Source organism: Catenulispora pinistramenti (assembly GCF_018274385.1).
GTDB lineage: Bacteria > Actinomycetota > Actinomycetes > Streptomycetales > Catenulisporaceae > Catenulispora > Catenulispora pinistramenti.
Genome location: NZ_JAAFYZ010000005.1, coordinates 1 through 26,775 on the forward strand (window position 1 = coordinate 1; position 26,775 = coordinate 26,775).

At 72.3% G+C, this 26,775-nt stretch carries 19 protein-coding genes and 2 pseudogenes; 7 read left to right on the forward strand and 14 right to left on the reverse strand.

Annotated elements, in window-relative coordinates; translation table 11 throughout:
- Positions 1-48: 48 nt before the first annotated feature.
- A complete protein-coding gene (locus KGQ19_RS02140; protein ID WP_212007325.1) occupies positions 49-3,045 on the reverse strand; it encodes an ATP-binding SpoIIE family protein phosphatase in 2,997 nt (998 codons plus the stop codon).
- Positions 3,046-3,379: 334 nt separating this feature from the next.
- Between KGQ19_RS02140 and KGQ19_RS02145 the strand changes: the two genes are divergently transcribed.
- A complete protein-coding gene (locus KGQ19_RS02145; RefSeq protein WP_212007326.1) occupies positions 3,380-4,024 on the forward strand; it encodes a cellulose binding domain-containing protein in 645 nt (214 codons plus the stop codon).
- A 212-nt stretch (positions 4,025-4,236) separates the two neighbouring features.
- On the opposite strand, the gene KGQ19_RS02150 is transcribed toward KGQ19_RS02145, so the two are convergent.
- From KGQ19_RS02150 to KGQ19_RS02160, 3 genes are all read right to left on the reverse strand, one after another.
- Positions 4,237-4,902 carry a hypothetical protein gene (locus KGQ19_RS02150; RefSeq protein WP_212007327.1) on the reverse strand — a complete coding sequence of 222 codons (666 nt, stop codon included), beginning with the start codon at positions 4,900-4,902 and terminating at the stop codon, positions 4,237-4,239.
- 277 nt (positions 4,903-5,179) lie between these two features.
- Positions 5,180-5,752, reverse strand: coding sequence for a chaplin (locus KGQ19_RS02155; RefSeq protein WP_212007328.1), 573 nt, complete (start codon positions 5,750-5,752; stop codon positions 5,180-5,182).
- Positions 5,753-5,990: 238 nt separating this feature from the next.
- Entirely contained in the window at positions 5,991-6,980 is a 990-nt protein-coding gene (locus tag KGQ19_RS02160; RefSeq protein WP_212007329.1) for a TIGR03557 family F420-dependent LLM class oxidoreductase, read from the reverse strand.
- Between the two features lie 155 nt (positions 6,981-7,135).
- On the opposite strand from KGQ19_RS02160, the gene KGQ19_RS02165 reads away from it, so the two are divergent.
- Complete coding sequence (locus tag KGQ19_RS02165) at positions 7,136-8,122, forward strand: hypothetical protein (RefSeq protein WP_212007330.1); 987 nt, start codon at positions 7,136-7,138, stop codon at positions 8,120-8,122.
- Here KGQ19_RS02165 and KGQ19_RS02170 read toward each other — a convergent pair.
- The 3 genes from KGQ19_RS02170 to KGQ19_RS02180 all read right to left on the reverse strand — a co-directional run bounded on the left by KGQ19_RS02170 (position 8,095) and on the right by KGQ19_RS02180 (position 11,230).
- Positions 8,095-8,643 (reverse strand): GNAT family N-acetyltransferase, encoded by a 549-nt coding sequence (locus KGQ19_RS02170; protein ID WP_212007331.1) that lies wholly within the window; start codon positions 8,641-8,643, stop codon positions 8,095-8,097. The two genes, KGQ19_RS02165 and KGQ19_RS02170, sit on opposite strands and share 28 nt — an antisense overlap.
- A 261-nt stretch (positions 8,644-8,904) precedes the next feature.
- Positions 8,905-9,585 (reverse strand): helix-turn-helix domain-containing protein, encoded by a 681-nt coding sequence (locus KGQ19_RS02175; protein ID WP_212007332.1) that lies wholly within the window; start codon positions 9,583-9,585, stop codon positions 8,905-8,907.
- A gap of 163 nt (positions 9,586-9,748) precedes the next feature.
- Positions 9,749-11,230 (reverse strand): M20/M25/M40 family metallo-hydrolase, encoded by a 1,482-nt coding sequence (locus tag KGQ19_RS02180; RefSeq protein WP_212007333.1) that lies wholly within the window; start codon positions 11,228-11,230, stop codon positions 9,749-9,751.
- A 113-nt stretch (positions 11,231-11,343) separates the two neighbouring features.
- Here KGQ19_RS02180 and KGQ19_RS02185 point away from each other — a divergent pair, with 113 nt between their 5' ends.
- On the forward strand, positions 11,344-12,987 hold the full coding sequence (locus tag KGQ19_RS02185; RefSeq protein ID WP_212007334.1) for a hypothetical protein: 1,644 nt from the start codon (positions 11,344-11,346) through the stop codon (positions 12,985-12,987).
- 7 nt (positions 12,988-12,994) lie between these two features.
- Here KGQ19_RS02185 and KGQ19_RS02190 read toward each other — a convergent pair whose 3' ends face one another.
- Positions 12,995-13,507 (reverse strand): mycothiol transferase, encoded by a 513-nt coding sequence (locus KGQ19_RS02190; RefSeq protein WP_212007335.1) that lies wholly within the window; start codon positions 13,505-13,507, stop codon positions 12,995-12,997.
- Positions 13,508-13,604: 97 nt separating this feature from the next.
- On the opposite strand from KGQ19_RS02190, the gene KGQ19_RS02195 reads away from it, so the two are divergent.
- Positions 13,605-14,399, forward strand: coding sequence for a crotonase/enoyl-CoA hydratase family protein (locus KGQ19_RS02195; RefSeq protein ID WP_212007336.1), 795 nt, complete (start codon positions 13,605-13,607; stop codon positions 14,397-14,399).
- Between the two features lie 120 nt (positions 14,400-14,519).
- Positions 14,520-15,161, forward strand: a complete 642-nt coding sequence (locus KGQ19_RS02200) for a VOC family protein (RefSeq protein ID WP_212007337.1) — start codon at positions 14,520-14,522, stop codon at positions 15,159-15,161.
- A 213-nt stretch (positions 15,162-15,374) separates the two neighbouring features.
- Here the strand turns inward: KGQ19_RS02200 and KGQ19_RS02205 are convergent, their stop codons facing one another.
- From KGQ19_RS02205 to KGQ19_RS02220, 4 genes are all read right to left on the reverse strand, one after another.
- Positions 15,375-18,026, reverse strand: coding sequence for a CHAT domain-containing protein (locus KGQ19_RS02205; protein ID WP_212007338.1), 2,652 nt, complete (start codon positions 18,024-18,026; stop codon positions 15,375-15,377).
- A 297-nt stretch (positions 18,027-18,323) separates the two neighbouring features.
- Positions 18,324-18,791 (reverse strand): hypothetical protein, encoded by a 468-nt coding sequence (locus KGQ19_RS02210; RefSeq protein ID WP_212007339.1) that lies wholly within the window; start codon positions 18,789-18,791, stop codon positions 18,324-18,326.
- Between the two features lie 73 nt (positions 18,792-18,864).
- Entirely contained in the window at positions 18,865-19,452 is a 588-nt protein-coding gene (locus tag KGQ19_RS02215; RefSeq protein WP_212007340.1) for an RNA polymerase sigma factor, read from the reverse strand.
- A 52-nt stretch (positions 19,453-19,504) separates the two neighbouring features.
- A complete protein-coding gene (locus KGQ19_RS02220; RefSeq protein WP_212007341.1) occupies positions 19,505-20,692 on the reverse strand; it encodes a S8 family peptidase in 1,188 nt (395 codons plus the stop codon).
- Positions 20,693-21,121: 429 nt separating this feature from the next.
- Here KGQ19_RS02220 and ung point away from each other — a divergent pair, with 429 nt between their 5' ends.
- The gene (ung, locus tag KGQ19_RS02225; RefSeq protein WP_212007342.1) at positions 21,122-21,799 is read left to right on the forward strand and encodes a uracil-DNA glycosylase; all 678 of its coding nucleotides are present in this window, start codon (positions 21,122-21,124) and stop codon (positions 21,797-21,799) included.
- A 128-nt stretch (positions 21,800-21,927) separates the two neighbouring features.
- Positions 21,928-22,602: a LysR family transcriptional regulator gene (locus tag KGQ19_RS51645; protein WP_307856318.1), complete on the forward strand. Its 675-nt coding sequence runs from the start codon at positions 21,928-21,930 to the stop codon at positions 22,600-22,602.
- A gap of 75 nt (positions 22,603-22,677) precedes the next feature.
- On the opposite strand, the pseudogene KGQ19_RS53360 reads toward KGQ19_RS51645, so the two are convergent.
- Positions 22,678-22,881, reverse strand: a pseudogene (locus tag KGQ19_RS53360) (hypothetical protein); the annotation flags it as partial.
- Positions 22,882-22,977: 96 nt separating this feature from the next.
- Positions 22,978-26,550, reverse strand: a pseudogene (locus KGQ19_RS02235) (ABC transporter ATP-binding protein); the annotation flags it as partial.
- Between the last annotated feature and the right edge of the window lie 225 nt (positions 26,551-26,775).

Here is a 26,775-nt window from a genome sequence, read left to right on the forward strand (position 1 = left end):
CCCCAGCCCGAAACAGCCCACCTGAAACAACCCAGCCCGAAACCAGCCCTAATCCACCTCCCCCTCACCCATCTCAGCCCAAACAATCTTCCCCCGCTCCGTAGGCCGCACCCCCCACCGCTGCGAAAGCTGAGCCACTATCAACAACCCGCGGTGCCGCTCGTCCATAGCCTGAGTGACCGCCGGCCGCGGGATCCGCCCGTCGCAGTCGGCGACCTCCACCATCAGTCGCCCGGGGTGCGAGCGCAGCGCCAGTTGGCTGGTCGTCGCGGCGTGCTGGGTCGCGTTGGTGACCAGCTCCGTTACTACCGACAGCACGTCGTCGGTGAGGTGGTTCAGGTCCCAGTCCTCCAGTGTCGCCGTCACGAACCGGCGTGCGGCCCGCGCCGCCATCGGGTCGGGGTCCAGGTCCAGGGCCGCCTTGCGGATGCGGGTCGGGCGGGTTCGGACCATCAGCAGTGCCACGTCGTCGTGCTCGTCGCCGGACAGCATCGCGTGTAGCAGGCGGTCGCAGGTGCGCTGGACTGTCTCCGCGCCGAGCGGGGCGGATGAGACTGCTGCTGAAGCTGCGGACGAGCCCGAGCCCGAACCCAAGCCTGAACCCGAGCCCGAACCCAAAGACGACGACAGCGCCAGCGCGCCCGGCACGTCGTCAGAGCGCACCAGCTCAGTGGCCAGCCGGTTCAGCCGTTCGGTCAGCGGCGCGTTGTGGCACTCGACCAGCCCGTCGGTGTACAGCAGCAGCCTGCTGCCGCCGGCCAGGGGCTGGATCACCTCGTCGAACACCGCCTCCTCGATGCCCAGCGGCATCCCGAGGTCGTCTTCCAGCAGGTGCGCCGTGCCCTCCGGGGTGATCAGCGCCGGCGGCATGTGGCCGGCGCTGGCCCAGGTCAGTACCTCCTCGGCCGGGTCGTAGACCGCGTAGACGCAGGTCGCGATCTGTTCGGCGACGCCGTCGTCGCCGGCCGCGCCGAGGGCGCCGATGCCGGCCGGGTGGGTGCCGGTCGCGCTCAGTGTGCTCACCGCCGCCGAGCTGCTGGCCGCCGAGGCGGGCATGGTGCAGACCAGGCGGTTCAGCAGGTGCATGATCTGCCCCGGTGGCAGGTCCATCACCGCGTAGGCGCGGACCGCGGTGCGGAGCTGGCCCATGATCGCCGCGGCCTTGATGCCGCGGCCCATCACGTCCCCGATGACCAGCGCCACCCGGCCGCCGGACAGCGGGATCACGTCGAACCAGTCGCCGCCGACCTGGGTGCCCTGGGCGCCGGGCAGATACGTGAACGCGATCTCCAGCTCGGCCAGCTGCGGGGGATAGGCCGGCAGCAGCGAGTTCTGCAGCTCCACCGCGGTCTCGCGCTCCAGCCGGTACAGCCGCGCGTTGTCCATCGCCGAGGCCGCCTGGCCGGCGATGCCCTTGACGATCTGCTCGTCGCGCTCGGTGAACCGGTTCGGCTCGGAGTGGCCGAAGTACATCGAGCCCAGTACCGTGCCGCCGATCGTGGTGATCGGCAGCGCCAGGAACGACTTCACCGGCGGGTGGCCCGGCGGCAGGCCGTGGAACGGTGCGCGCTGGCCGTAGCGGGGGTCGGCGGTGACGTCGCCGGAGCGGATCGGCGCCGTGCCCGGGAACGCCGCCCCGACCAGCGAGGTCGGCCGGGGCATCGGCAGGTTCTCGAACCGCTCGACCGGGATCCTCCCGGCCAGCGCGAACCGGGTCTGGGCCTGGCCGTTGGTGGAGGTCAGGGTGTAGAAGCAGGACCCGAACTCGGCGTCGATCGCGGTGGTGGCGGCGTCGGTGGCGAGCTTGGCGATCTTGCGGGTGTCCAGCTCCCGGTGCAGCGACTGCCCGATCATGTAGAGCGTCTCGACGATCCGCGTTTCCTGCGTCAGCCTCCGCTGCGAGGCCCGCAGCTCGGCCTCGGCCGCCAGCGCGGCGGCGTTGCCGTCGCCGGGGACGGTGGGCACCGAGGAGGACGACGGCGGTGGCGCGGAGGCCTGCTGCGGCACCAGCGGCACCGGCGCCCGGTGTCCGTTGCCTGCGCCGTTGCTGTTGCCACCGCCACCGCCGGTACCGGTGCCGTTGGACCCCGCGGCCGCAGTCGGGGCCGGGCTCGCGCCGTTCCCGCCCGCCACGCCGTTCCCGGCCGCACCCGCCGCACCGGTGCTCCGCACGCCGTTCCCGGTCCCGTTGCTGGTGCCGTTCCCGTTACGGGCCCCGAACACCTGGTGCCCGACCGCCGGGGCAGAGGGGGCGAACAAGGGTGCTGCCAGCAGCGGCGTCAGCGCCAGCCGGATCGCCGCGGCCAGCGTCCGGAAGTGCGTCGCGGTCTCGGCCGGGATCCGGACCCGCGAATACAGCAACGCCGTGTACAGCGACGTGTTCCGCACCCCCGGCAGATCCGGGTGGTCCGGCCCGCCGGAGTCCAGCACCGCGCCCAGCGCGATCGCCGAGCGGATCTGGTAGTCGCGCACGAACTCCGGCGTCGGTACATAAGGGCTGCCCAGCGCCTCCGGCACGTGGAAGACGTCGAACCGGTCCCGCAGCCGCGCGTGCAGCCCGGCCGCCTCGTTGTTACCGTTCGCCCGCCCCGGCACCGGCTCAGCCGCCGGCTGCAGGCCCAGCAGCCGGTCCAGCAACGCCAGCGCCAGCGGCGCGCGCCGCACCACGTCCGAGGCCGACAGCGGGATCGCCTGGTGGTCCCGGCTGTTGCGGCGGTCCCCCCAGTGCGGGTGGTCGCCGGAGGTGGCCAGCAGCGTCAGATACGGCAGCCCGTCGTCGTTCGCGGCGGCGGCCGGGTCCCGGGTGGCGACGTAGGAGTGCAGATCGGGGGTGAGGCGGTCCCAGGTGACGGTGTGGAACATCCGGGCCAGCGCGAACGCCGGCCGGCCGGTCGCCGGATCGGTGAAGGCGTGCCGCAGCCACTCCACGATGGCCGCCGAGCCTTCCTCCATGGTCGAGGCCCCGGCGGTGGCGGCCCGGAGCTCGCCGGAGGCGACGACCATGTCGGTGACCGAGAAACCGGAGAGGTCGAACGCCGACGCCATTCCCGCCGTCCTGTGGGTGGTCCGTGCGGACCCCGGCGGGGGCCCAGACACAATCATGCCGACACATCCTCACCGTGTGCGGTCGTTCGCCCCACCCGGCGCGGCGTTCCCGCTCGGTCGGGTGGCCGCTCCACCAGCGGCCCGGCCACGGACGTTGTGCCCCGTACCGGCTTCGGCGATAGCTTGTGCCCCCGATCGTGGCACCCGGCCGCGAAGAACACGGCAATGCCGGCCGAACTGTACCCGATGGAGGGATGTACGGGGGCAGACATCGCGATAGCGGGCGAAACCGGATCAGAGGGCCGGGGAACGGACGAGGAGGGGTCGAGGCGCAGTGGGTGAGCACACGACGGGACTCGCGGAACGCTGGCGCGGACGCACCGTGCGGTGGGCCGTGATCGGGGCGCTGGCCGTGGCGGCCGGCTGCGCGGGGCTGCTGGTCCTGGGCCGGCTGGGCCCGGACCGGGACCGGGACGCGTCGTCGTCGGACTGCGGCGTGGTCTGCCAACCAGGTCCCAGGGCTCTGATCCCGGGCGCGCCGGGGACCGCCGGCCCGGGGCCGCGGACCAGCCGCACCCCGCCCGTGCAGCCGACTCCGTCGACCCCTGTGCCCGCCGCGACATCCTCCGCTCCCGTCTCAGCCTCCGCACTCGTGCAGTTCAAGGTAACCAGTCATTGGGACGACGGCTATCGCGCCGACGTCACGATCACCGATACCGGCCGGGCTCCGTTGGCCGGCTGGCACCTGACCTTCCACGTCACCGGCGCGCGCCTGCACCAGCCCACGGACACCGGCGAGACCGCGATGGCCGGCGACGTGGTCAGCGTCACGCCGGCGGCCTGGCGGCAACCGCTGGCCGCCGGTGCCCAAGCGGTGTTCGGCCTGGGGTTCGACGGGGTCCTGGCCACGCCCGGGGGCTGCGTGTTCGACGGTGCGCCGTGTGCGATGCAGTATGTGAACACGGTGCCAGGACAATGATTCCGCAGCTCGCCGGAATGTCAAACCACTGACAAAGTTGAGGCTGCCGGGGTTGGTGGGGTTCGCCAGGGCGACGGTGCGAGGTCAGGGGCTTGAGCCGGGCCTGAGGCGGGTTTGAGCCAGGGTTTGAGCGGGGCCTGAGGCGGGCCCGGTCCGAGCCCGCCCCAGCCGCCCGCTCAGGCTCCTGCTCAGGCTCCTGCTCAGGCTCCTGCTCAGTGTCGTCCGAGGCCGAGCACCGTCCCGGTCACGGTCCCAAGCGTCCCGAGAACCCCGCTCAGCAGGCCGCCGAGACCGCCGTCACCGCCGCCGCTGCCACCGCTACCACCGCCGCCGCCCTCGCCGGGCTGCGACGGGGTGGTGGTCGGCGGGGCCGGCGAGGTCGGCGTGCTGACCGGGGTGGTCGGCGTCGAGGTCGGCACGCTGGTCGGAGCACCGGTAGGAGCGCCACTGGGCAGGCCGCTCGTCGGCGGATCGGTCGGCCGGGAGCGCAGCACCGGCGGGGGCGTCGTCGAGCCCTGCGTCGGCAGCGGCGTGCTGACCGGCTCGAAGCCGCGCGTCGGGGCGGCGTGCGTGGGTTGGTACTGTATGCGCGGGTTCGTCGCGACGTCCGTGGGGGTCACCGACCCCGTCGCGTCCGGGGACGCCGGGTCCGCGACGTCCGACACCGGCGTGTCGCCGGTCACCACCACCGCCGGGCCCGCGCCCGCGGCGGCCCCGGCCGAAGCCGGCGCGGTCTGGGTCGTCCCGGCCGCGGCGGGCGTCCCCCCGGTGTGCATCACGGTGGCCACCGCGGTCACCGCCCCGATGCCCGCGGCACCGCCCAGCAGCGTCTCAGCGGCCTTGCGTATCGGACCGGGTTTCCTGTGCCGGGTCGTCACGCGCCCCCACCTCCCCATCTGCGCCGCACCCACCGGGGGCTGCGGATCTGACAGTCAGTGTGCTGTCAGACGCGGGGCGTGCGCGCCGGGCCAACCCCGCTTTCCCCCGAAAGAGCGATCAAAAGACCCCGGAAAGTCCGGGTCCAGACGCCGCTTGCCGAACCCGGTGGCCGGACCCGGGGGAGCGGTGCACAATGTGCGCCCGCACCCTTCCGGGCTCGGATCTCGCAGCGTTCGTCAGCGTTTGTCAGTGTCCGTCGGCGCTCGTCAGCGTTCGTCAGCTGTTGACGCAGCGGTTGTCGTCCGCGCCGGTGCCGAAGGCACCCACCACGAACGCGTCGCCGCACGCCTGGATCGGCGCGTTCACCGAGGCCTGCACCACGTCGCCGGACACCGCGCCCGGGTCGTCCGCGGTGGCACCCACGGCCGTCGCCGAGGTGTGCACGTCGTCGCAGGAGTTCCCCTCGGCCTCGGTCCGGACGCCGGCCACCGCGCCGGTCAGGCCGCAGCCCTGCACCGGGGCGTCCAGCGCGCCGCCGACCACGTCGCCGGAGACCGCGCCCGGGTCGTCCGCGGCCGCGCCGCGGATCGAGGCGTGGTTGTCCCAGGTGGTGCAGCGGTTGTCGAGCACGTCCTGCAGCGCGGCCCCGGCACCGCCGGCGTCCCCGCACACCTGCACCGGCACGTCGCCCGCGCCCTGCGCCACGTTGCCGGCCGCCAGCCCCGGGCTGTCGGCGGCCACGCCCTCGGTGCCGGCCGAGTCGGCCGCCGCGGCGACGCCCGCGCCGGAGACCATCATCGAGCCCGCGGCCAGCGAGAGCAGCAGACCCTTCTTCACGAACCCGTGCATGGGTGTTCCTTGAGGATCGACGAAAGGGGGCGTCCACGCGCCCCCTCGGTGATCGAGAACGAACCTCCACGCCGGGGGTTGCGGGGTGTGGCGCGCCGGGGGCCCGGATGTCAGCCATCCGGGCCAGTCGGCCGACCATCACACCGGTGCCCTGCGAAATACCGCCCGCGGCTACCGCTTGCGAAGTACCGCCTGCGGCTACGGCTTGCGAAATACCGCGTGCCGCTACCGCCCGCGACTACCGCGTCAGCTTCGGCAGCACCTCGCGCCCGAACGCCTCGATCCACTCGGCCTGGTTCCGCCCCACGTTGTGCAGGTAGATCCGGTCCACCCCGAGGTCCAGGAAGGCCTGGATGGAGGCGCGGTGCACGTCGGGGTCGGAGGAGATGACCATCCGGCCGTCGAAGTCCTCCGGCCGCACCAGCTTGGCCATCTGCTCGAAGTCGAACGGCGAGCGGATGTCCTGCTTGGGGAACTTCATGCCGCCGTTGGGCCACTCGGTCACCGCGTTGGCCAGCGCCTCCTCGTCGGTCGGCGCCCAGGACAGGTGCAGCTGCAGGATCTTCGGCATGGTGTCCGGGTCCTTGCCGGCCTTGCGCGCGCCGGCGGCGAAGTTCTCGAACACCCCGGCGACCTTGGAGTGCGCCGCACCCGGGGTGATGATCCCGTCGCACAGCTCGCCGGTCTTGCGCGAGGTGTAGGGGCCGGCGGCGGCGATGTAGATCGGCGGCGGGGCGGCGGGCATCGTCCACAGCCGGGTGGTCTCCAGCGTGAAGTACTTGCCGGAGTGCTTCACGTCCTTGCCGGTGAACAGCTTGTTGATCACCTCGACGGCCTCGAACATCATCGCCACCCGGGTCGGCGCCTCGGGCCAGTACCCGCCGATGATGTGCTCGTTCAGGGCCTCCCCGGACCCCAGGCCCAGCCAGTGCCGCCCGGGGTACATGGCCTCCAGCGTCGCCGAGGCCTGAGCCACCATCGCCGGGTGCATCCGGAAGGACGGACAGGTCACCCCGGGCCCGAGGTCCGTCGTGGTGCGCTCGCCCATGGCGGTCAGCACGTTCCACACGAACGGCGCGTTGCCCTGCTGCGGCACCCAGGGCTGGAAGTGGTCGGCGGCCATGGTGCCGGTGAAGCCGTGCTGTTCGGCCAGCGCCGAGTAGTCCGTGACCTCGATCGGCCCGAACTGCTCCAACATGGCCGCGTAACCGATGTGCGGTGCGCTCACGACTAGGGCTCTCCCAACTGAACTGAATATTCACTGTTGCTATAGCCGACCTTAGAGCCGGACCCCGCACCTGTCGTGCGCATCGGCTGTGGGATGCGGCACGCGTGGCCGGAACGTTCAAGACCGCCCAGGTGGCCGTGGGTAGCGTCGGCGGCATGAACCAGAACGAATCTGAGAAGGCATCCGAGAACGCACCCGAGAACGCATCTGTATTGGAGCGAGCCGCGGCGTTCCTGTGGGCTTCCGGGCGCGTCTTGGAACAGCGGCGCTTCGAGGTGTTGTTCGGCACCGCGCAGGACGGCACTGCGCACGATGGTGCGGCGCCGGACGGCTCCGGCCTGGCCGCCGCCCTGGCGGCCTATCGCACCCCGGACGGCGGCTACGCGTACGGGCTCGAACCCGATGTCCGCGGCCCGGCCCCGCAGCCACTGGTCGTCGCGACCGCCCTGACCGTCCTGGAGGACGCCGGCCGCCTCGACGCCACGACCGTGCCCCCGATCCTGGACTGGCTGACCACGGTCGCCACCCCCGAAGGCGGCGTCCCGGCGATCCTGCCGACCCTGGCCGCCTACCCGCGGCCCCCGTGGCTCCCGGTCAGCGACCACCCCGCCGCCGACCTCCTCGCGACCGGCCAGATCCTGGCCCCGGCGCTACGCAGCGGAGTGACCCACCCCTGGATCCCCGCCGCCCTGGCCTTCGCCCGCCGCGAAGTCGAGGCGCTGGAACAGACCCATCCCTACGGCGTCGAGGCGGCACTGCTGTTCCTCGACGCCGCACCCGATCGCGCCTGGGCCGCCGCACAGGCCGACCGCATCGGCAAGCTGGTCCGCGAGCAACGCACAGTCCTGCTCGACCCCGCCCATCCCGAACAAGCGGTCATTCCCCCCGGCTACGCACCCGGCGAGCACCACTACCCGCACGACTACGCCCCGGCGCCCGACACGCTGGCCCGGGCGTGGTTCACCGACGAGGAGATGCGCCGCAGCCTGGACCACCTGGCCGCATCGCAGGACCCGGACGGGGGCTGGCCGATGAACTGGGCGAAGTGGTCGCCGAGCACGGAGTTGGAGGCGCGGCCTCTGGTGACGCTCAAGGCGCTGCGGACGCTGCGGGCTTATGGGCGGTTGCGCACGTGCCGGTGACCTTCGTCCGGGAACTGCGGCGGCTGGGCCGGAATCGTCGCGATGAGGGCGTAGCCGCACTTCTCGGCGACCCGACATGAGGCAGCGTTCCCGACACTGTGAACGAGTTCCACCACCTCGGCCGGCACCAGGTCCTGAGGCCCGAACAGCCAGTCGCTGACCCGCTGGACGCACCTCGACGCGATGCCCCGGCCCCGCGCGTCGGCGAGCGTCCAGTACCCGACACTGGTCTGGCTTCCGGCAGCCGTGTCGGCCCCCTTCACCACGAAATGGCCGACCACCCGCCCACGCTCCTCGATCGCGAAGCCCAGCCGGCTGCCGTCCGCCCACCGCCGGGCCTGCCGCTCCAGCCACACCCGCGCCTCGGCCTCGCTGTCGACCAGCACCGAAAGCCAGCGGCGCATCGCCGGATCCTGGTAGGCGGCGACGACGGTCGGGAGGTCGGATTCGCGCCAGGGGCGTAGAAGCAGGGCCGGCGCGTCAGGGGTCGGATCCACGCTGAGGGTGAGAGTCATGGCCATGGCGACAAGCCAAGCGCATCTCGGGCGCCAATGTGTTCGGTCGGCGCTGCTGCCTACTGGGCTGGCTGTGACCGGCGCGACCCGGCACGACCCGGCGCGACCGGCGTGACCCGGCTGGACCGGCGCCCGACCTGGTGTGACCCGGCGCGACCGGCGCCCGACCCCTGAGCAGATCGGCGCGCGCCGCCTATCTGCCGACTGCGAGCAACCCATCGTGTTCGGCTTGGGCGTGCTGGTCGCGAGCAGCTCAGCGCGCGCCGCCTACCCGCCGACTCCCAGCAGCCCCGTCGGCGTCATCCCGGCCAGCCGCCGCACCTCCCGCGTGAAATGCGCCTGATCCGCGTATCCGGCCTCGTAAGCGACGGCGGCCAGGCCGATCGGCGCAGCGCGGCCCAGGTCCAGCGCATGCTGGAAGCGCAGGATGCTGTGCAGCGTCTTCGGGCCGTAGCCGACCGCTTCCGTGAACCGCCGCCGCAACTGCCGCTCGGACAGGCCTACCGCGTCAGCGAGCGCCGGGACGTGCGGCGCGTCGCCGGACCGCAGCAGCCCGACCACCCGCTCGACCGCCGCGTCCGGCTCGTAGTGCGGGGTGAGTGCGGCCACGAAGTCGTCCAGCACCCGCACCGCCGCGTCCGCGGAGCCGGCCGCGTGCAGCCGTTCCAGCAGCGGCGCCACGTCTCGCGTCGCCAGCTCCGGCGCCACCCGCCGATCGCGCACCTTGCCGACCGGCATCCGGCCGAGCAGCAGCCGCGCCGCCCCCGGCCGCAGCCGCACGCCCGCGAACGCCGCGCCCGGGGCCACCCGCGCCACCCAGGCTTCCCGGTCCGGCCCGGCCAGCTCCAACGTCCCGTCGTGCCAGATCAGGTCCACGCAGCCGTCCGGCACCACCAGCTGCCGGTACTCGCCCGGGCCGGTATTGGCCTGCGTCCAGGTGCACGCCACATAGCGGCCGGGCGCGCGCCGTGGCGGTGTTCCGCATAGACCGAAGCCATCACCCGCCACGCTACCCGCGACCCACCCACACGGCCGCCGGTCAGCCGCAGCGTTCCTGGTCAGCCGCAGCATCCCCGGTCAACCACAGCGTCCCCGGTCAGCCACAGGGCGCCTACCCCACCACCGGAAAAGCCACCGGACTCCGCATCCCATCCACCCCGACCGCCCGCAGCCCGAACTGCACATTGTCCTTCGCGATCGGCAGCGTCACCGTCGTCACGTCCCCCACCGGCAGCACCTCCGTCCACGCCGCCGCCGTCGTCTCCCGAAGCACCACCTCGTACCCCGCCAACCCGGCGTCGTCCCCGCGGGTCCAGGTCAGCGTCGTGGTGTTGATCCCGCTGAACCCGGCCGGCGGCGTGGTCAGGATGGTCACGCCCTTCGGCGTCCCGGGCCCGGCGGCCAGCGACCACAGCGTGGCTGCGTTGACCCGGGTGACCCGGGCCAGGTAGTCGAAGTCGCAGAACTCTGCCAGGTCGCCGAACTGCACCCCGTCCACGACCCGCGTGTCCTGGTGTTCGTGGTCGAAGTTCTCCCGCGGCTCGGTGAACCGCCCGGCCGGGTAGGCCTGCTCCAGGAACGAGATGTGGTCGCTCCCGCGCAGGTACCGGTCCCGCCGCCAGATCACCCGGATGTCCATGTCGGTGGCGTCGTTCGCGGCCACGTCCCGCGCGAACCGCGCCAGCTGCCGCGACGGCCCGTCGTTCTCCCCGCCGACCTCCTGCCGGATCGCCGCCTGCGCCGCGGTCTCCGACGTCGGCACGCCCTCGACGAACAGCCGTACCGTGTGCGGGCTCGGCGGCGTCCCGTCCCAGGCACTGCTGGCTCCGACGATGTCGTTGCTGAACATCCCCTGTACGTCCGCCCCGGCCTGCTTCATCTGCGCGGCCATGTAGGCGGAGCCGTAAAGCCCCTGCTCCTCGCCGGCGACCGTGGCGAACACCAACGTCCCGGGGAAGCCGCGGGTGGCGAACAGCCGCGCCATCTCCAGCACCGCGGCCACGCCCGAGCCGTCGTCGTCGGCCCCGGGGGCGTCGCTGGTGAAGTTCATGACGTCGGTGACGCGCGAGTCCAGGTGCCCGGTGACCACGTACACCCGCTCGGTGGCCGCGGTGCCCTTCAACGTCGCGATCATGTTCGTGATCGGCGTGGGCACCGGGATCCGCGACGCCACCGGCTGCACGAACGTCTGCCGCTGCACGGTCATCCGCCCGCCGGAGGCCGCCGCGATCGCCTCCAGCTGCGCCGCCACCCAGTCGGTGGCCGCGCCGATGCCGCGCGCCGGATCGGTCTGGCTGGACAGGGTGTGCCGGGTGCCGAACGTGGTCAGCTTCAGGACGGTGGCCTTCAGCCGCTCCGGGTCGATCTGCGCCAGCAGTTCGCGCAGGTCCCGGCTCGGTCTCTGACTGGTGACGCCGGTGACGCCGGTGACGTCGGTGACGCCGGCGGCCGGGGTCGCGTCCCCCGACGTCGCGGCGGCGGCGACCCCGGCCGCCGACGTGCCGCCGAGCGTGGCGGCGGTCCCGAGTACCGCCGCGCCGGAAAGAGCTTGTCGTCTGGTCGGGCCTGAGCGAGCGGATCCATGCTCTGTCACGCTGCGGAACCTACTCCCGGACCCGCCATCGGCAAGCGCCCACGTCGCCGCACCCGAAGCTCCGATTAAGCTTCTTTACTCGATTCCTACACACCCCCTGTCAGCCTGCTGGGGTGAACCGTCGAGCTCTCCGTGCCCTCGCCGCCCTCCCCGCCCTGTTGCTGACCGCCACCGCCTGCCAACAAAGCCCGAACGCGGCGACCGGCAAGCCCTCGTCGGACACCGTCCAGCCGGCCGCGGCGGCTTCTGAAAGCTCTGATACGGCAAGCTCCACCACCTCCTGGATCACCTTCGCCAACGGCCACCTCGCCTACGGCGCCGACTCCCAGGGCAACCGCGTCCCGGACTTCTCCTACGCCGGCTACGGCAACGGCAAGACCACGATCCCGACCGCCCCGGTCGCCGTCACGCTCAAGGCCGCGTCCTCCGGCGACGACACCTCCCGCATCCAGGCCGCCATCGCCAAGGTCAGCGCGCTGCCGCTGAACGCGGACGGCCTGCGCGGCGCGGTCCTGCTGGGCCCCGGCGACTTCCGGATCGGCGGCGCGCTGACCATCAGCGCCTCAGGCGTCGTCCTGCGCGGCTCGGGCTCCGGCACCGGCGGCACCCACCTGGTCGCCACCGGCACCCCGCGCGCCGTGGTGTCCCTCGCGGGCTCCGGGCAGCTCCAGGCCGCCGGGGCCAAGGTCGCCGTCACCGACGACTACGTCCCGATCGGCGCCACCACCTTCCACGTCGCCAGTACCGCGGATCTGAAGGCCGGGCAGGCCGTGGTCGTGCAGCGGCCGCAGGAGCAGAACTGGATCCACGCCATCGGCATGGACAAGATCCCGCAGCGCTCCGGCGGCGGCACCGTGCAGTGGAAGCCCAACGCGGGCCTGCAGTTCGAGCGCACCATCACCGCGCTCGACCCGGCCACCAAGACCGTCACCATCGACATCCCGCTGACCAACGCGCTGGAGAAGCAGTACACGCACGCAGTGGTGTGGCCGTACACCTTCCCCGGCCGGATCAGCGACGTCGGCGTCGAGCACCTGTCGGCCGACGGCCTCGCGTTCACCCAGGCCCCTGATTACGCGACCACGGGCTACTTCGCGTCCTCCTTCGCCTCGTTCGACGCCGTGGACGGCGGCTGGGCGCGCGACATCGTCGCCGACGACTTCGGCTCCGGGATGGGCGGCGTGGGGGAGAGCGCCAAGCGGATCACCCTGGAGGACACCTCGGCGCTGGGAATGGAGAAGGCGATCCCGCAGGACGTCCACGCCCAGCCGGTCGCCTACACGCTGGCCGGTCAGCAGTCGCTGGTGCTGCGCTGCCAGGTCTCCGGCAGCAACCTGCACGCCTGGGCCACGCAGGCGCAGACCGCCGGGCCGAACGTGTTCAGCGACTGCACCGCGACCAACGTCGGCAGCAAGCGCTTCGACGCCGGCCCGCACCAGCGCTGGGCCTCCGGTACCCTCTACGACCACCTGGTGATGCGCGAGGGCGCCGGTGGCACGTCAGCGACCGAGTTGTCGCTGTATGACCGCGACAACGAGGGCAGCGGCCAGGGCTGGGCCGGGGCCACGCAGGTCGCGTGGAACAGCGACACCGGCACCTACTCCTTCCAGAGCCCGCCGACCTCCTACAACTGGTCCTTCGGCGCGCTCGGCAAGGCCGCCCCGCCGCTGGTGCCCGGGTTCCCGGCGGTGATGGTGTCGGCCGGGACGCCGGTGCAGCCGGCGTCGCTGTATGCCGAGCAGCTGGCCGAGCGGTAGCGCCCGCCTATGCCTCGCGCAGCAGGATGCCGCGAACGTAGGCGGCCTGCCCGGCGTGCTGCAGCGTGTCATTCACAACGCTGACCAGCCGCACGCCCAGGGTCACGGGCGGGTCCCAGCGGGCGTCGACGACCCGGTCGAAGTCCCCGTCCGCCAGGGTGCCGACATAGGCCAGGGTCTGGGCGTGCACGGCGTCGTGGTAATCGGTGAGCACCTCGACCGACGGCACGTTCAGCTTGCCCACCTCGTGGGAGGACTGGCCGTAGCCGACGGCGGCCGTCGGGTACGGCGAGCCGAACTTCGCCTCGAACCCCTGGCGCGTCCACACCTGTTCCAGCCCCGCGACCTCGGCGACGTGGTCGTCCTGCACCCGGGTCAGGTGCCAGACCAGCCAGCCGACCGGGTTCGCGTCATCGTCCAGGCGGCGGTGCAGCTGATCGAGATCCAGGCCGTCGACCGCGGCGTGGACTGCTTCGTGAACCCGCCCGAAGGCGTCGGCGAGGAGTTCGTGTCCTTTCATGGCTCCACCGTACGCGCTCCTGCCCACGCGCCCCTTGCCATCTCGCTCCCGGTGGTAGAACGTGTTCTCGTTTTCCGGACTCAGCGAGGGGACCCCCATGGGCGGCACCGAACACTGCACCGTCGAGCGCGACGGCCACACCCTGGTCGTCACGATGAACCGGCCCGAGGCCAAGAACGCGCTGTCGCTGCCGATGCTGGTCGGGATGGCCGACGCGTGGGTGGAGGCGGACGCCGACGACGACGTGCGCTCCATCGTGCTCACCGGGGCCGGCGGCGCGTTCTGCGCCGGCATGGACCTCAAGGCCATGAACATGTCCCAGGACTCGCCCTACGCCGACCGCCTCAAAGCCGACCCCGACCTGCACTGGAAGGCCCTGCTGCGGCACTACAGCCCGCGCAAGCCGCTGATCGGGGCGGTCGAGGGCTACGCGGTGGCCGGCGGGACCGAGCTGATCCAGGCCTGCGACATCCGGGTCGCGGCGGCCTCGGCCACCTTCGGGCTGTTCGAGGTGCGGCGCGGGCTGTTCCCGGTGGCCGGTTCCACGGTGCGGCTGCCGCGCCAGATCCCCTACAGCCACGCCATGGAGATGCTGCTTACCGGCCGCCCTTACAGCGCGGCCGAGGCGCGCGACATCGGGCTGGTCGGGCACCTCGTGGACGACGGCAAGGCGTTGGAGAAGGCGCTGGAGATCGCCGCGCTGATCAACGCCGCCGCGCCGCTGTCGGTGGAGGCGGTGAAGCGGTCGGTGAAGGAGACCTCCGGGATGAGCGAGGCCGAGGGGCTGGCGCGGGAGTTCGAGATCGGCTGGCCGGTGTTCGCCACCGAGGACGCCAAGGAGGGGCCGCGGGCGTTCGCGCAGAAGCGTGAGGCGGTCTGGAAACGGAAATAGTATGATCTTTCGTCGCCGCAGGTGACGCCGCGAGCGCGCACGGTACCGGGATGCGCGGTAAGGGGCACCCGGTCGGCCCCGATTGGGTTATCGGGGCATCGGCAGGGCAGAGTATGAACCGTGCGTCTCGATCACGTTTCCTATGCTGTGTCCAACTCCGAGCTCGGTTCCACCGTGAACCGGCTCGGTACGCTGCTCGGCTCGACGTTCCGCGACGGCGGCGTCCACCCGCGCTTCGGCACCCGCAACTTCGTGCTGCCCCTGGCCGGCGGCTCGTATGTGGAGGTCGTGGCCCCGCTGGACCACCCCGCCACCGACTCCGCGCCGTTCGGCAAGGCGGTCAAGGCCCGCGCCGAGGAGGGCGGCGGCTGGCTGGGCTGGGTGGTGGGCGTCGACGACATCACACCCTGGGAGCAGCGCCTGGGCCGCCCCGCGGCCCAAGGCCACCGGGTCCGCCCCGACGGCTTCGACCTGCGCTGGAAGCAGCTGGGCGTCCTGGACCTGATGGCCGACCCGCAGCTGCCCTACTTCCTGGCCTGGGAGATCGCCGCCGACCAGCGCCCCGGCGCGGGCGCCGACGGCGGCCCGGCCTTCGAGCGCCTGGAGATCAGCGGCGACCGCACCCAGGTCCTGGGCTGGATCGGCGGCTCCCCGGACCACGACCCGCTGGAAGAAGTGAAGGTCGACTGGATCGACGCCGAGGAACCCGGCGTGGTGGCCGTCCACTTCCGCTGCGCGGCCGGCAGCGTCCGGATCGACTAGGGACTGGCTCGACTAGGGACTGGCCCGACCAGGGCCTCCCCGACTCCTCGGGTGCGGGTGCACACCGGCGATGGCCGGCGGCACCCGCACCGTCGTTTTCCCGCCCGCCGCTCACTTTTCCGTGTTCCGCGGCATCACGGTCAACCCGAGGTCGAGAGTTTCGTTCACTCGATCAGAGGTTGAAGGTGCCCGGACAACAGCCGGGCCGGCGCCTCAGCCGCCGAACCCGAAGCACACGAACCCGCCGATCCCGGTCGCCGACGAAGCCTCGGCGAGCGCCGCCGCCGGCGGCCGCCCGGCGGCCAGCGCGGCGTGCAGCGCGAGCATCAGCGTCCGGGTGTCGGAGTCGTCGACCGGCGTGACACTGGCGATCAGCGTCCGGGTCCCCAGCGCGAACACCGCCGACGCCAGCCCCATCAGCTCGTCCCCGGGCCGCACCCCCGACAGCGCCGACTCACACGCCGACAGCACCAGCGTCTGCGGCGTCGAACCGAGCCGCTCCAGGTCGTAGACGTACAGCGGCCCGTCATGCGCGTCCAGGCTGGAGAAGAGCGGATGATCGGCCCGGAACCGCCCATGCGTGGCCACATGCGCCAGCGCGGCCCCGTCCAAGGCCCGCGCGGCATCAGCAGCCGTAGCCTGCGTCCCGGACAGCACGACAGCATCCGGATACCGCGCCGCCAACGCGGCGATCTCCGGCTCCGCGTGCGCCAGCCCGGGACCGGCCATCAGGACCGTGCCGACCCCCGTCGCCGAGGTGGCGACCGGAGCCACGCCGGCAGCCACCAGCCACAGCCGAGCCGACGGCGTCACGCTCACCGCGCGGCCCGCACAGGTCGGCAGCGCGGTCCAGGGCAGCGCGTGCAGGGAGCCGGTCGGGACGATGACCAGCGGGCGGGCGGCGCTGCCCGGCGTCCCGCCCAGAACCCGCCGCAGCGGCCCGAACAACAGTGCGTCCAGTTCCTGTCGGCTGTGGTCATAGGCCTGCACCGCGGCGTCCTGCATCGCCTTCGACCCGAACCGCCGAGACATCCGGTTCATCGTGAACCGGACCACGTCCAGCTGCCGCAGCACCGCCGCGTACGACCCCAGCCGGTGCCGCCGCACCACTCCGTCCCGCACGGTCACCGCGTGCAGATCGTCATCCAACCGGACGAACTCGACCAGTACCCGCTCGCCCAGGGCCCCGGCCAGCGCGGCGGGGGAGAACGGCGGCTCCGGTGCATACGTGCCGCGCGCGTACCGCGACCGATCGCGGATCGCCGCTTCGAGCCGCAACCGCTCGGCATTGAGCCGCGACACCTCAGAGCGCGAAGAGCCCCGCTCGGCCGGTGCCTCCACCTCGGCCAGATCCGCGACCACCCGCCGCAACTCGGTCAGGTCGGCGGCCATCTGCTCGTCATCCGGCGGCCGCACCGGACGCCGTCGCAGCGAGGCGGCCCGCCACGTCTCGGCCCACCGCAACACCGCTCGCGCGTCCCCGCGCTCCAGCGCCAGCCACAGCCCGAGCTTGGCCAACTCCTCCCCGCGTGCGGCGGCGTGTGCGCGTAGGTCGGTCGCGCCCAGCACGGCGTTGTTCTCGGCGTGCACGCGCAGGCCCGCCCGTACGGCGCGTTCGGCGGCCGAGGGACGTCCGGTGCCCAGGGTGTGCAGCGCGTGGGCGTGCCAGGCCAGGACCCTGACCTCGGCCACGCCCCGGGTCCGTTGCCGCGCCACCTGCTCGAACAACGCCTGGGCCTGCTGGGGGCGTCCCAGGTCGGCGGCGATGCGGCCGGCCAGCAGCCGGGCTTCGTGCGGGGCGACCGGCCACCGGGCGGCGGCCAGCCGGTCGGCCACCTGTTCGGTGGCGCGCAGCAGGGCCGGCGAGCGCTGCCCGGTCGCGAAGCGCGCCGCTATCTCCGCGTGCCGGGCCAAGTCGGCCCAGGTGCCGCGGCGCTGACGGGAGAACATCGCGCGGGCGGTGCCGGCCGCCTCGGCCGCCGCCCCGGGCTCGCCGGCGGCCAGCGTCGCCCAGGCCTGATACAGGTAGGACTCGGCCAGGTTGAAGCGGAACCCGCCGGCCTGCTGTTCGGCGATGGCGGTGGCGACGGTGGCCTGTGCCTCGGCGGCCAGGCCCACGGCCAGCAGCATCTCGGCCTTGTCGGTGAGCAGCGGGGTGCCGCGGCGGCCGTGCTGCCGGTAGACCGCGGCCGCGGTGTCCAGCCGGTCCAGGGCGGCGGGGATGTTGCCGTTCTGCCGCGACAAGTAGCCCAGGTTGTACTGGATGATCGCGTTGAGCATGGAGTAGCCGCCGCGCTCGGTGACCACCAGCCCGCGCTGCAGATCGGCTTCGGCCTCGCGGTAGCGGCCGCCCCAGGTGTTCATCACAGCGCGGGTGTTCAGCAGCAGCGCCTCCCACCGGTCGTCGCCGGCGGTGCGCAGGACCGGCTGGGCCCGGGCGAACGCCGCCAGCGCCTCGGTGGTGCGGCCGAGGCGGGCCAGGACGGCGCCGAGATTGGTGTCCAGCCGCGCGGAATCTATGCCGCTCAGCACCGCGGCCGCCAGCGCCGCCTCCGCGAGCGCGGCAGCGGTGTCGCCGCGGTCGGCGAGGATCACCACCAACGACATCCGGGCCTGGGCCGCGCGATACGGGGCGCCGACCCGTTCACCCACGCTGACCGCCCGGCGGAGCGTCCGGGCCGCGCGCGGGAGGTCCCCGGTCTCCTTGAACGCCAGACCGAGCGCGCGCAGGGCTATGGCGGCGGCTTCGTCGCCGCCGCCCTCGGCCAGTACTTCCTCGGCGACGGCCCGGCCCACGGCGGGTTGGTCGAGGACCCGGTCGAGGGCCTTGTGGGCGCGCGTGAGCCGGTCCGCGGAAGATGGCATGTAGGACACTGTCTCAAATCCGGGGCGATTCCTCACAACCACCACAGGACTCATCGCCGCCGCACCGGGTCGGCACGGCGGCGATAGGAGTCGGCGGCGGCCGCGGGGGAAGCGCGGTCGCGGCCGGGTCTGCGACGGGCGGATCCGAAGACCACCCGGGCCGCGAACTCTGATCGGCGGCCGTCGCCGGCGTTGTCGCATCGCTGCGTCGCGGCCGGCGAGGTCTTGTCCTTCAGACGTCGCGGCTTGTGTGCCCGAAGCCGCGGGACGTTCGCGGCCGGACTCCGGTCTGCTCGGCTAGACGGTCACCCAACTGGTGACCACCGCGCCGCCGCCGGGGACGCTCAGCGCGACCCGCGCCGGACCGGCCGGCAGCGAGTCCGCGCTGAACAGGCCCTGCTCGTCCACGGCCACCGTGGTGGAGCCGGCCGGGTGCTCGATCCGCAGCGTGTCCGAACACGCCGGGACCAGCTGTCCGACCAGCTTGCGGCGGTCGCCGATCTCGGTCACCTCGACCACCACCGACACACTCGGCGCCTCGAAGGTCAGCAGTCTGGTGTCGGTGCCGCGCACCGACCCGGTGCCGGCCAGCATCGAATCCTCGGCCAGTTCGGCCAGTTCGGCGTCGATCGTCCGCCAGGTGAAGGCCGCGAATCCGGCCCGCAACACCGCCGGCGGCACCGGGTCGATCTCGTCGAACATCTCGCTCAGGGCGGACAGCAGTCCGATGTCCTCCGCTGAGGCCCCGTTCGTCAACTTCGGCATCGTTCCCCCTGGCTCAGGTCCTTCATCGGATGCTCAGGTGCTGTGGTCCGGCCGGAGCCGGGGTTCTGGGCGGTCATGGTCCGGTGGTGCCCGGCACCGTGGTCAGGGCTTTCAGGGCCCGTTTGAGGTGTTCCAGGCAGCGCGAGCGGGTCGGCCCGATCGACCCGACCCGCATGCCCAGGGCCTCGGCGACGGCCGCGTAGCTCTCCAGCGGAGTCACCGCGACCACCCGCAGCAGGTTCCGGCAGCGTTCGGACAACGTCGCGAAGGCTCGCCACAGGTCGGTGCGGTCCTGCTCGGCGACCAGGGCGGTCTCCGGATCCCCGTCGTCCTCGGAGTCGCCGAAGAAGGAGGCCTTCTCCGCCGTCTCCGGGGTGTCCGGGACCTCGCGCTGCGCCTTGCGGATCATCCGCAGCGACTCCCGGCGGGTCGTCGTGGCCAGCCACCCCGCGAGCTGCTCCGGGTTCTGGATCCGGTCCAGATTCTCCACCAGACGCAGCCAGGTGGTCTGGGTGACGTCGGCGGCGTCGGCCAGCGACAGCCGGAACCCCCGGGCCACCGACCACACCAGTCGGCTGTAGTCGGAGACGATCCGGTTCCACGCCTCGGCGTCGCCGGCGGCGGCTGCTTTCAGCAGCAGCGCGGGGGTGCGGTCCTCCATGTGTGCCTTCTCACTGCTCGGGGGGCGTCGGTGGGCGTCGCGGCGCGGTCGGTCAGCGGTCCGCTGACACCACCACCCCCAGATCCGGGATGCGGGGGCCGGCCGCGTTGAGCAGCTCACTGACGGCGTCGCGCGCCGTCATGCCCTTGGCGGCCATCAGGGCCGCGATCTTACCGGCCACGTACGGCGCGGCGAAGCTGGTGCCGCTCCACTTCGCGAAGCCGTGGAACTGCTGGTTGTTCTCCTCGCCGTGCGTCAGGAAGCTGCTGATGATCTTCTCACCCGGCGCGGCGGCGTCCACCCACCAGCCGTAGTTGGAGAAGGCCGCACGCTCCGGCTCGGTGCCGGCGGACTGTTCGGCCAGTGCCGCCACCGCGATGACGTCCTTCAGGGCCGCGGGCCAGAACGGCCGGTCCGAGGCGGCGTTCCCGGCGGCGGCGACGATCACGGACTGCCGGGCCAGCCGGGCCACCGCGTCGGCGAGCACCGGTGAGGGCCGGTCGTCGAACGTGAAGCAGCCCAGGGACAGGTTCACCACGTCCAAGTTGCCGCCCTTGGCGGCGGCCTGGGCTTGGAGCTTGGCTATGCCGTGGAGCAGGGCCAGCTCGTCGGCGACGCCGTCGGGCTCCAGGACCCGCTCGAAGCGCAGGTAGACATTCGGCGCGTGCTGCATGAGCACGCCGGCGATGAACGTGCCGTGCCCGGACTCCGGCTCCATGTCCGACTCTTTGGCCGGGTTCAGGGCCTCGTGCTGGTCGGCGGTGCAGTCCTGGTACCAGGGGTGCTTGTCGAACCAGGGATGCTCGTCGATGCCGGTGTCCAGGACGCCGACGGTGACCTGCCGGGCTTCTCCGTCCGTGCCGACCGGGGCGGCCAAGTCGGGGGCGGGAGTCGGCTTGCCCTCCGGGCCGCCCGTGATGTCGCCGGGAGCCCCCTGCAGTACGTGGTTCGGGGTCACGCTGGTCCGCCGATGAGCCCCCGCGCCCCCGCGCAGCTGGTGCGTCAGCTCCGCCGCGTCCACCCCCGCGTCGGATCGCAGCCGCAGCACCGTGACTCCGGGCACGCCCGAGTCCTCACGGCGGTCGACCCACCGCCGGGCGCCGTCGTGCACTGCATCCGCGTGTGCGTCGAGCACCAGCAGTTGATCCTTCTTGATCAACGCCCCAGTGGAGCCGCCGACGTGGACGACATCTTGGTGCGTCTCCAGAATCCGAGCAATCCGTGCTGCGTGGTCCGTCATCGTTCCCTCCCTGTAAACAACGTAGTCAGCACCCATGTTGCAATGCCAATGGCCGCAGGCGGAACTGGACCCCCGTCCCAGTTCCGCCTTCGGCACCCCCCCTGGCGGTAGCGTTCCCCCACAGATCCGCTACCGCCGGTCCTGCATCCCCCGGGTTTTCCCCCGTGTTCCCCAGCGTCCCCCCTGGGGTTGGAGTGGTGTGCCGTACCCACCCCCCGGCGTCACGGCACACCACCCTTCTCACCCGGCCTGGCCGGCGGCGAGTCCCCCCTAGAGACACACACCGACTGGTCCACGCCCGCGGGCCCCCCGACCCGCTCACTTACAAGAGCAGCGTGGTGGGCCCCTGATACATGACGGCCAAAGTTTTTCTGGGAAGTTTTTCCACTGCCGCTCAGCCCTGTCACAGCCTGCGGATAGGTTCGTCTCATGCGTGAACTCATCCCCGCCTCCTGGGCGCCGGTATTGGCCGCCGAGACCGAGCAGCCGTACTTCGCCGACCTGGAGGCCTTCCTTAAGACCGAGCGTGCCGAGCACCAGGTGTTCCCGCCTGAGGACGAGGTGTTCGCCGCGTTGGAGGCGACGCCGTACCAGGACGTCAAGGTCGTGCTCATCGGGCAGGATCCGTACCACGACGACGGCCAGGCCCACGGCATGTGCTTCTCGGTCCGCCCCGGCGTGCGCATCCCGCCCTCGCTGCGGAACATGTACAAGGAGATGGACACGGACCTGGGCATCGCGCCGGTCAAGCACGGCTACCTGAAGGCCTGGGCCGACCAGGGCGTGCTGCTGCTCAACACGGTGCTCACCGTGCGCGCGCACGAGCCGGCCTCGCACAAGGACCGCGGCTGGGAGAAGTTCACCGACGCCGTCATCAAGGACGTCTCGGCGCGCGAGAAGCCGGTGGTGTTCGTGCTCTGGGGCGCGCACGCGAAGAAGAAGGCTAAGCTGATCGACGCCACCCGGCACGCGATCGTGCAGGGCGCGCACCCCTCGCCGCTGTCCGCGAAGCTGTTCTTCGGCTCCAAGCCGTTCTCCGCGGTGAACGAGGCGCTGGCCGGGTTCGGGCAGGAGCCGATCGACTGGCGGCTGCCCGAGAACGTCTGAGAGTTCTCGCGGTAGTGCGGTAGTGCGGTAGTGCGTTCATCGCGTTCGTACGCGGTACGTGCTATGCGGGCCGGCCCGGCGGATCTCCGCCGGGCCGACTGCTAGGCCGCGATCGATAACCTGGGGGAGTGGATCGACTGGAGACCCGGGAACTGGCGTACTTCCTGGCGGTGGCCGACGAGTTGCACTTCGGGCGTGCCGCGGCCCGACTGGGCATCGCGCAGCCGGCCCTGTCGAAGACGATCCAGCGCCTGGAGCGCCGCCTGGACGCCAGCCTGTTCGTACGGACCAGCCGCACGGTCACGCTCACAGCAGCCGGTCAGGTACTCGCCCGTGACGCCCGCGCGGTGCTGGCGGCACTGTCCGCCGCGACCGCGCGGACGCAGCGGACCGACGCAGGGCATCGGCGCCTGGTCCTGGCCATGAGACCCGGTGGCGACGCCGGACTGCTCCCCGCCATCCTCGCGGCCTACGACCGCGAACCGGACGTGCCGCCGATCGAAGTGGTGTTCGCCGCCGACCAGGCCCGCCTGCTGCGCGAAGGGAAAGCCGACGCGGCCCTGCTGTACCTGCCGCCCGCCGACCTGCGCGGGCTGGACAGCGAAACGTTGGCCAGCGAAACGTCGGCCAGCGAAACGTCGGTCAGCGACGCGTTGCTCAGCAACACGGATGCCCCACCACCCCACCCGCTCGTGCTCGCCTGGCCTGCACACCGCACCTCCCCGGCCGTCGCGGCCCTCACCCGGGCCGCTGTGACAGCCGTGACCGCCGTGGCCGCGCCGGACCTGGGCGCGCCCCGGTAGAACGGGTATCCCGTCCCACCAGGGCGCGTATCGAACCTGACGTACCACGGACCACGTGCCGCATACCACGGGCCCCTATATAACAGCACCCGCAGTCTCGGTCTCCCGCTCACCGTCCTCATGCCCGGCGATGAACGCCTCCCACAGCGCCGCGTACGTCCCGCCCGCGTCGACCAGCGCCGCGTGCGTGCCGTCCTCCACCACCCGGCCGCCGTCCAGCACCAGGATCCGGTCGGCGCGCGCCGCCGTGGTCAGCCGGTGCGCCACCACCAGCGTGGTGCGGGTCCGGCCGTCGGCGCCGTGGTCGGCGGAGCGGGCCAGCTCGGCGTGGGTGACCGCGGCCTCGGTGGCCAGGTCCAGGGAGGAGGTGGCCTCGTCCAGGATCAGCACGTCCGGGTCCGCCAGCTCGGCCCGGGCCAGCGCGAGCAGCTGCCGCTGCCCGGCCGACAGGTTCCGGCCGCGCTCGGCCACCCGGGAGTGGAAGCCCTCGGGCAGCGCCGCGATCATCTCCTCGGCGCCGACCGCGCGGGCCGCCGCCTCGATGTCCCGGCGCGGGGCGTCCGGCCGGGCGTAGGCGATGGCCTCGGCGACCGTCCCGTCGAACAAGTACGCCTCCTGCGGCACCACACCCAGCCGGTGCCGCCAGTCCTCCAGCTCGAACTCGCGCAGGTCGCGGCCGCCGGCGGTGACCGCGCCGCCGGTCGGGTCGTAGAAGCGGGCGACCATCTTCACGAAGGTGGACTTGCCCGCGCCGGTCTGCCCGACCAGCGCCACCGTCTGGCCGGCCGGGATCCGCACGCTGACCCTGTCCAGCGCCGGGCGCGTCTCCTTGCCGTAGGCGAACGTGACGTCGTCGAACACGATCTCGCCGAGCGCCGCCGGCACCGGCACCGGACGGGCCGGCTCCGGCGTGGACGGCGTGGTCCGCAGCAGATCGCCGATCCGCCGCAGACCGACCGCGGCCTGCTGGTACCCGTCGAACACCTGCGAGAGCTGCTGCACCGGCGAGAACACCATGTCGATGTAGAGCAGGTACGCGATCAGCGCACCGGCGGTCAGCTCCCCGGAGTGCACCCGGGACGCGCCGTTGGCCAGCACCAGCAGCCCGGCGACGTCGGCCAGCGCCTGCACGAACGGGAAGTACGTGGCGATGTACTTCTGCGCGCGCAGCCGCGACACGCGGAACTCGTCGGACAGCCCGGCGAAGCGCGCGGCGTTCGTCCCCTCCCGCCGGAAGGCCTGCGTCACGCGCATGCCCGCGACGTTCTCCTGCAGGTCGGCGTTGACCGCGGAAACCTTCTCCCGCGCCTCGGTGTAGGCCTTGCTGGACTTCGCGCGGAATATCGCGGTCGCGACCAGCAGCGGTGGCAGCACACTGAGCGCGATCAGCGCCATCTTCCAGTCGATGATGACCAGCGCCACCACGATCCCGACGAACGACAGCACACTGACGACCGCCTGCTGCAACCCGGTCTGCAGGAACGAGGACAACGCGTCCACGTCGGTGGTCATGCGGGTCATGATCCGGCCCGACAGCTCGCGTTCGTAGTAGTCCAGCCCCAGCCGCTGCAACTGCGCGAACACCTTCACCCGCAGCGCGTAGAGCAGGCGCTCGCCGGTGCGGCCGGTGACCCGGGCCTGGCAGACGTTCACCACGGCGTCGATCACCACGACCACCAGCGCGGCCACCGACACCCCGACGATCGCCGACAGCGAGTGCGCCAGGATGCCCTTGTCCACGCCGCCGCGGATCAGCGCCGGCAGCGCCAGGCTGGCCGCGGCGTCCGCGGCGACCAGCAGCAGGCCCAGCAGCAGCGCGAAGCGGAACGGCCGCAGCAGCTTGGCCAGCGAGAACACCGGGTCGGCGGCCCGGGCCTCGGCCTGGTCCACGTTCGGGACGTCGGTGGCCGGGGGCAGCGCCTCGACCTTGGCCAGCAGCTCCGGGGTCGGCGGCATCGAGGCCAGGAAGCCGCCGAAGCCACCGCCGCCACCGCCGCCACCTCCCACGCCGCCCCGGCCGCCGCCTCCGCCGCCCATGCCGGGCATCGCCCTGGTGGCGGTGCCGTTGGCGTTGGCCAGCGGGTTGGTGTCGTCCTCGGTCTGCGGCCACAGGCTCGGGGTGATGCCGTCGATCCGGGCTTCGGCGGCTTCGGCGGGTTCGGGGGCTTCGCCGCCTCCGGAAGCGGTGGTAGTAGTTGCCGTGTTCGCGGCGAGAGCGTGGCCGTTCGTGCCCTGAGCCGGAAGCGCCTTCGCCGCTCCGGCCTTCGCCGATCCGGCGTTCGCCGCCGCCGTCAGATCCCCGGCGTCGATGCCCTCGGCGTCTTCGCCCGGCCCGGACAGCAGCAGCCGGTACAGCGGGCAGCGCTCGGTCAGCTCCTCGTGCGTGCCGATGTCCACCACCCGGCCGCGGTCCAGCACCGCGATCCGGTCGGCCAGCGCCAGCGTGGAGCGCCGGTGCGCGATCAGCAGCGTGGTGCGCCCGGCCATCACCCGGCGCAGCGTGTCGTGGATCTCCGCCTCCACCCGGGCGTCCACCGCGGAGGTGGCGTCGTCCAGGATCAGCACCCGGGGATCGGTGATCAGCGCCCGGGCCAGGGCTATGCGCTGGCGCTGGCCGCCGGACAGGGTCAGGCCCTGCTCGCCGACCACGGTGTCGTAGCCCTTCGGCAGCTGCTCGATGAACTCGTCGGCCTCGGCCATCCCCGCGGCCAGCCGGACCTGCTCGTCGGTGGCGTCCGGGCGCCCGTAGGCGATGTTGGCGCGGACCGAGTCGGAGAACAGGAAGCTGTCCTCCATCACCAGGCCGATCGCCTCGCGCAGGGAGTCCATGGTCACGTCGCGCACATCCGCGCCGCCGACCCGCACCGAACCGCCCTGCACGTCGTAGAAGCGGGGGAGCAGCATCGACACCGTGGACTTGCCGGAGCCGGACGTGCCGACCAGCGCCACCGTCTCCCCGGGGTGCACCGCCAGGTCCAGGCCGCGCAGCACCGGACGGGAGGCGACGTAGCCGAACACGGCGCCGTCGAACTCCACGCCGGCGGCCTGCTTCGGCAGCAGCGCGGCGTCCGGCTTCTCGGTGACCTTCGGCTGGGAGTCGATGATCTCGAAGATGCGCTCCACACTGGCCCGCGCCTGCTGCCCGATGGTGACCAGCGAGGACAGCATCCGCACCGGCCCGAGCATCTGCGCCAGGTAGGTGGAGAACGCCAGGAACGTGCCCAGCGTGATCGTCCCGCGCAGCGCCAGCCAGCCGCCGAGGAACAGCACTCCGACCTGCCCCAGCGCCGGGATCGCCATGATCGCCGGGTTGTACCGGGCCGAGAACCGCACCGCCCGCAGCCGTGAGGCGAACAGCCGCTCGCCGGCCGCCTCCAGCTTGGCGAGCTCCTGCTCCTCCTGCCCGAACCCCTTCACCACGCGCACCCCGCCGACCGCGGCGTCCACTACCCCGGCCAGCGCCGAGGCCTGCTGCTGGGCCTCCCACGTGGCCGGATACAGCCGCTTGCGCGCGGCCACCGCCACCAGCCACAGCAACGGCCCGGTCGCCAACGCGACCAGCGTCAGCATCGGCGACAGGAACGCCATCACCGCCAGCGCGACCACGAACAGCAGGGCGTTGCCGGTCAGCATCGGCAGCATGCCCAGCAGGCCCTGCACCATCGTGACATCGGAGGTGGCCCGCGAAATCAGCTGGCCGGTGGCCAACTCGTCCTGCCGCGCGCCGTCCAGCCGCGACAACGCCCCGAAGATCCGGTTCCGCAGATCGAACTGCACGTCCAGGGACAGCTTGCCGCCGACATAACGGCGCAGCCGGGTCCCGACGAAGTTCGCCAGCGACAGGCACAGCGCCATGATCACCCACGGCGCCAGCGACGAGCGGCGGGTGATGATGACGTCGTCGATGATGTGCCGCTGGATCAGCGGCATGGCGGCGTTGGCGAGCATCGCCAGCAGCGAGCCGCCGAAGGCGATCAGAACGCTGCGGCGGTACACCCAGCTGACCGAGGCCAGCCGCCGGATCCAGGTACTGCCGGCGGTGTCGCCACCCTTGCCGGTCCGCTCGATGCCGTCGGTACCGCTGTCCCCGCCCAGGTCGCCCTGGTCGCCCCGGTTGTTCAGGTTGCTCTGGTTCTCGCCCTGGTACTTGTTCTTGCCGTTGTTCTTGTTGCT

What these genes read in the sequence shown, in the direction of transcription:
- KGQ19_RS02140 (WP_212007325.1), bottom strand. Translation starts at nt 3,045, where the DNA reads ATGGCGTCGGCGTTCGACCTCTCCGGTTTCTCGGTCACCGACATGGTC.
- KGQ19_RS02155 (WP_212007328.1), bottom strand. Translation starts at nt 5,752, where the DNA reads ATGCACGGGTTCGTGAAGAAGGGTCTGCTGCTCTCGCTGGCCGCGGGC.
- KGQ19_RS02165 (WP_212007330.1), top strand. Translation starts at nt 7,136, where the DNA reads ATGAACCAGAACGAATCTGAGAAGGCATCCGAGAACGCACCCGAGAAC.
- KGQ19_RS02170 (WP_212007331.1), bottom strand. Translation starts at nt 8,643, where the DNA reads ATGGCCATGACTCTCACCCTCAGCGTGGATCCGACCCCTGACGCGCCG.
- KGQ19_RS02190 (WP_212007335.1), bottom strand. Translation starts at nt 13,507, where the DNA reads ATGAAAGGACACGAACTCCTCGCCGACGCCTTCGGGCGGGTTCACGAA.
- KGQ19_RS02195 (WP_212007336.1), top strand. Translation starts at nt 13,605, where the DNA reads ATGGGCGGCACCGAACACTGCACCGTCGAGCGCGACGGCCACACCCTG.
- KGQ19_RS02205 (WP_212007338.1), bottom strand. Translation starts at nt 18,026, where the DNA reads ATGCCATCTTCCGCGGACCGGCTCACGCGCGCCCACAAGGCCCTCGAC.
- KGQ19_RS02210 (WP_212007339.1), bottom strand. Translation starts at nt 18,791, where the DNA reads ATGCCGAAGTTGACGAACGGGGCCTCAGCGGAGGACATCGGACTGCTG.
- KGQ19_RS02215 (WP_212007340.1), bottom strand. Translation starts at nt 19,452, where the DNA reads ATGGAGGACCGCACCCCCGCGCTGCTGCTGAAAGCAGCCGCCGCCGGC.
- KGQ19_RS02220 (WP_212007341.1), bottom strand. Translation starts at nt 20,692, where the DNA reads ATGACGGACCACGCAGCACGGATTGCTCGGATTCTGGAGACGCACCAA.
- ung (WP_212007342.1), top strand. Translation starts at nt 21,122, where the DNA reads ATGCGTGAACTCATCCCCGCCTCCTGGGCGCCGGTATTGGCCGCCGAG.